5 protein-coding genes are annotated in these 4,588 nt (G+C 41.4%); 1 reads left to right on the top strand and 4 read right to left on the bottom strand.

Going from position 1 to position 4,588, the window contains the following annotated elements; genetic code table 11:
- Positions 1 to 968, top strand: a 968-nt coding sequence (locus JWQ85_RS20545; RefSeq protein WP_299471332.1) for a hypothetical protein, incomplete at its 5' end; no start/stop codon positions are given.
- Here the strand turns inward: JWQ85_RS20545 and JWQ85_RS20540 are convergent.
- Genes JWQ85_RS20540 through JWQ85_RS20525 form a run of 4 tightly spaced genes read right to left on the bottom strand, consistent with a single transcriptional unit; the run spans position 965 to position 4,386 of the window.
- Positions 965 to 1,567, bottom strand: a complete 603-nt coding sequence (locus tag JWQ85_RS20540; protein WP_299471333.1) for a rhomboid family intramembrane serine protease — start codon at positions 1,565 to 1,567, stop codon at positions 965 to 967. The two genes, JWQ85_RS20545 and JWQ85_RS20540, sit on opposite strands and share 4 nt — an antisense overlap.
- A complete protein-coding gene (locus JWQ85_RS20535; protein ID WP_299471330.1) occupies positions 1,567 to 3,309 on the bottom strand; it encodes a M14 family zinc carboxypeptidase in 1,743 nt (580 codons plus the stop codon). Before JWQ85_RS20535 ends, JWQ85_RS20540 begins: the two co-directional genes overlap by 1 nt.
- Positions 3,310 to 3,313: 4 nt before the next feature.
- Positions 3,314 to 3,667 carry an MmcQ/YjbR family DNA-binding protein gene (locus tag JWQ85_RS20530; RefSeq protein ID WP_299471329.1) on the bottom strand — a complete coding sequence of 118 codons (354 nt, stop codon included), beginning with the start codon at positions 3,665 to 3,667 and terminating at the stop codon, positions 3,314 to 3,316.
- Entirely contained in the window at positions 3,667 to 4,386 is a 720-nt protein-coding gene (locus JWQ85_RS20525; RefSeq protein WP_299471327.1) for a hypothetical protein, read from the bottom strand. Before JWQ85_RS20525 ends, JWQ85_RS20530 begins: the two co-directional genes overlap by 1 nt.
- Positions 4,387 to 4,588 lie beyond the last annotated feature (202 nt).

The raw sequence follows: 4,588 nt of genomic DNA, 5'->3' as shown, positions 1-4,588 counted from the left end.
CGTTCGAAAAGTTTAATTTTAGCAACAGCAAGTGTTTCCTAACGGGAGATGCTTTGCAAAGCGAAGAAGAAAAGATCCAGGTTTTCCCACAATGGTTAATGAGCCTTTACAACCTGGAAGACCAACCCTTTAAGTTGCTTGACGAAAGCATTGCCACTTACAAGGACCTGAAGATACCCTGCTCGGCCCATATTAATGATGCGTTTTTAGAGCCCCTGGAAAATGAAATTGCCGAAGCTTTTGGTAAAGGTTACGAGGGCGTAAAAGCGCTGGATGAACTAAGGCTTTTTCAATGGACCAGCAAGCTATTATACGGGATCATCTTTAACGAGATACAATCTGGCATAAAAATGATGCATGCGCAGGGCGAGGAGTTTAATATCTCACAATCTATCATCCATAAGTTTAGTCACCTGCATTTAATGCTGCAGAGTGTTAACCTGCCCATACATTTTGAGGAGTTTAAACCCTTTAGCCTGTTTTTGTTTAAGGTTGATAATAATGAAGCAGAATTTGGCTACCGCGATGAGATAAACACCCAAACGTTTGCACTGCGGATAAAAGATTTTGGCATGGTGATATGCCTGCAGGACAACAATGCTAATTTTAGTTATCACCGCAAAATTTACGATCAGATAAAGGAAGACACGCTGCACCCTATACAGTTCGAAGAGTTCTCGGGAAGGGTGTTCTATTCTAATTACCTGTTTAACCGCTTGCCCGAATACAATATTTTACCTGTTGGCGAAGATGTTTACATTGAAGACATGCCCCTGCGCGGTATAAGCAGCAAACCCCTATTCGACGAATGGACGAACAAGATCTACGGGCAGGTGCTTGAAAATTTCTGGAAAAATTGGGGCTTCCTGTTGTTAGAGATCATCAAAAACCCTGAAAAACCCATGAGCTTTTTGTTTGACGCCGACGGCAACAAGATAAGCGCCAATTCAATTGAATTGCCCCGTTAAAACTTCTGAATAAACTCGTTTATAACATTGTGATGAAGCGCAAACGTAATGATTATGCCACTTAAAGCGCCAAACAAGTGGGCATCGTGATTAACGTTATCCCGTGCGTGCTTTGATGCAAAGTGACAATACACTAAATATAGTATTCCAAAGATCCATGCAGGTATCGGTATCGGAATAAATATTAATCCCATTTGCGAAGTAGGGGAAAACATAATAAAGCTAAATATTACAGCACTAATAGCGCCCGAAGCGCCAAGGCTATTGTACCAGATATCCTCCTTATGCTTTTGAATAGATGGGAGGTCGCTTAGTATTAAGCTTACAACATACAGTAGCGCAAATTGCCAGTGCCCTAACAACATTTCCAACTGAAAAGCAAAGAAATAGTAGGACAACATGTTAAAGAACAGGTGGTTCCAGTCTTTATGTATCAGGCCGCTGGTAATAACGGTGTAAACCCGTTGCCCGCGCGATACGCCGTAGGGGTTAAGTATAAAGTTCGCGTATATGTTTTCGTTAGAAAAGGCCCACAAAGAAGTAGCCAGTGTTATTGCAAATATAATTGACGCCACCGGCGACGCCATGAAGATTTCCATCATCTCAGATCGAGTTTAGTATTATTTAATAACCTGCCTATTGGGTAACGCAGGTAAGTTTTTTCAAAATAAGAAGAATTGCGGTAAACAAAGTTTAACTGCGCCCCGGCACTGTTAGCCAATTTAGGATCGGCAGCCTTTGCTTCATCCAACTTTTTACGCAGTTCAGGGTCGTTCTTTAGCATGGTGGCAGCAACATCTTCAAAAACATAATCAGAGAAGTATTCCTTTTGGCCCAGCATGCTGTCAAAAAAGTTCCATGCAAAAAAAGAATCTACCCCTTGTGGTTCCAGTGTTTCAACTATGTAGCGGTTAATGGGTTGGTTAGCGTACACTACATAATCGCCGTCATAAAACCTTACTTTGGTATCAATAGGGTTTAGCTTTACATTGCTATGCAGGTAATGCCCTTCGTATGGTTTTGCCCCGGTTTTGTAATCTCCAATGTAATACATCTGCAATGCAAGGGTAGTATCGTGCGCCAACCTGCTCATGGCAACTTTATTCAGCTTAAACAGATCAATAACCTTGCCCCACGCCTGTGGGATAATATAGGCAACCGGTTTATCGGCAGTAACACTTGCTTTATAAGTATTGTAGTATTTTATCGTTTTGCTATAGGGTTTATCCCGGTCATAATACAGGCGTTTTAAGCCGCTTACCTCGCTTGTTTTATACTGGGCGGCATAGCCTTTAAAGGTTATGGTATCTACTTTGCTTTCATCCAATGCCCAGCTTAGCCCAAACGTTTTCTGCTTACTTACTTCTGCATCTACCTGCTTTTTCATAGCCCCCAACAGTTTTGCATCACGCTGGCAAATGCCAATAAGGTTTTGCATAAATGCATAGGTTGCCCACACGCGTTTATCAAAAGGCTTTAGCATGTGCGTTTCTGTCATGTAGCTGATAATGTTGTGCTGCGCCGCAAAGCCTGTAGAAAAGCGTGGCGTTTCCATAAAGCTTACTATACCAGAATCGGGCAGGCCTTGTTCACCGGCGCCATAGGGTATCATTTCATAGCCGCTTTTCTTCATGCCTTTGTACAAGTCAGGCGTAAGGGTTTTATCGGCATAGTTGGCCAGTACGGGGTTTTGCTTATCCTTCTGGGTTTCTATCAGCGTCATTACATACTGATAATCGGCGCCATCACTGGTATGGTTATCCAGTAAAACTTCGGGTTGCCAGGTGTTCAGGATCTGCGCGAAGGCTAAAGCGTTCTTACTATCGGCTTTTATAAAATCGCGGTTAAGATCAAGGTTACGGTAATTACCCCTAAAGCCATAAGCACGCGGGCCATTCTGATTTACGCGGGATACCCCACGGTTAATGCTGCCATCAATATTGTACAGCGCTATAAAGCACAGCACTACATCTTCGGGTAATTGATTCTTCTTTAGCAGGTCGCGCACCAGCATCATACTGGCATCAATACCTTCGGGTTCGCCGGGGTGGATGCCGTTATTAATGAGCAACGCACGCTTGTTCTGCTTTTTTATAAGAGCAGGATCAAACACTTTATCTTTTGATAATACAACCAGCGTTAAAGGCTTGCCAATATCTGTTGAGCCATAATTAAACAGTCGCATTTGTGGTTGCTGTTTGCTCAGGTTCTGATAATAACTAATAACTTCGGCGTAAGTGGCTGTGTAGTTTTTATCCTTACTTTGCTCAAATGGGGTTAATTGGGCGTATCCATGTAGACAGGAAAAAAGCAACAGCAACAAAAAAATATTTTTTTTCATAGAATTATTTACCGTCAGTAATTTCGGCTTGTTGTTTCCTGGGCAAACTTTTAAAGACCAGCTCATAGGAGTGATCTATCATATCGCGCAATTGTTTATTGGTTAAAGATCCATCGGTATATACAGTGTTCCAATGCTTTTTATTCATGTGATAACCGGGCTCAACTTCGCTAAACTGCTCGCGTAGTTCAACGGCTTTTTCCGGATCGCATTTTACGTTAAAGCTGGGCGAATCTAACCCGGTAAGCAAAAATATTTTATCGCCTACTTTAAAAACCAAAGTATCCTCACCAAAAGGGAAACTTTCTGTAACGCCCGGCTTTTGCAGGCAATAGTCGCGTAGTTCTTCAATGTTCATTAGTACCCCCTTATCTCTTTATCATAAGAATTTTGGCCACCAAAGTTAACTTTTATCCCAACGGTTATTTGCCTGTACTGGTCAAGCGCGTTATTTTTAAAGTGTGTTGACGGATCTGCATAACCATCTATACCTTCGCCAAAGGTTAAGTTATGCTGATAACCTATATCAAGGCGAACGTTTGGCTGGTCGTATTCGTTATAAAACTTAAACTCATAACCAAAGCGTAACGGAACAATGAAGTTAATGCCGCTATCTTTTCCGGGGAATACATATGTAGGGTCTATGGGGCTGGTCCGCTGCACTTTAACATCATTAGAAATACCACCTATGCCGGCTCCCAAATAAAAATTCTTCAGAATATTTAATAGTGTACTTCCCTGGTAATTTATTAGCTCACCCGCCTGCACATCCATATGTAATATTACAGCTTTGTATTTGTTCTCGAACATCCGGCCGTCTTTATCTACTGCTAAGTCAGTCCCACCGCCAGATAGCTTCCCAATCTGCAGCTCAAGGCCTATTGGTACATAAGGGGTATAAAAATAATTGAAAGTTAGGGCGTACGATAGATTCTTATCTTGTCTTTTAAGATCGGCGTATGCTTGGTTTGAGCTAACGCTTACACCAATGCCATATGTTGCATAATTTAAGCTCCCCTGCGCTTTTCCTTTATAAAATACTAACGCCAACACAATTACTAAAAGATACTTTTTCAATGAATTTTATGTTTGATATTTACAATTTAGCTGCCGGTAAAAATCCCGGCAAATAAATTTCACTAATATAGGTTTTATATGGATTTTAAAGGAACGCTAAGTTTTACAGTTACAGATAGATTTTTAAGATATGTAGTTATTGATACGCAATCAGACCCTGCCTCGTCAACCATACCATCAACCGAAAAACAAAAAGACCTTG

Source organism: Mucilaginibacter sp. (genome assembly GCF_028288105.1).
Taxonomy (GTDB): domain Bacteria; phylum Bacteroidota; class Bacteroidia; order Sphingobacteriales; family Sphingobacteriaceae; genus Mucilaginibacter.
Note: the sequence above shows the minus strand (reverse complement) of the source record. Positions and strands in the feature narration are given on the sequence as shown.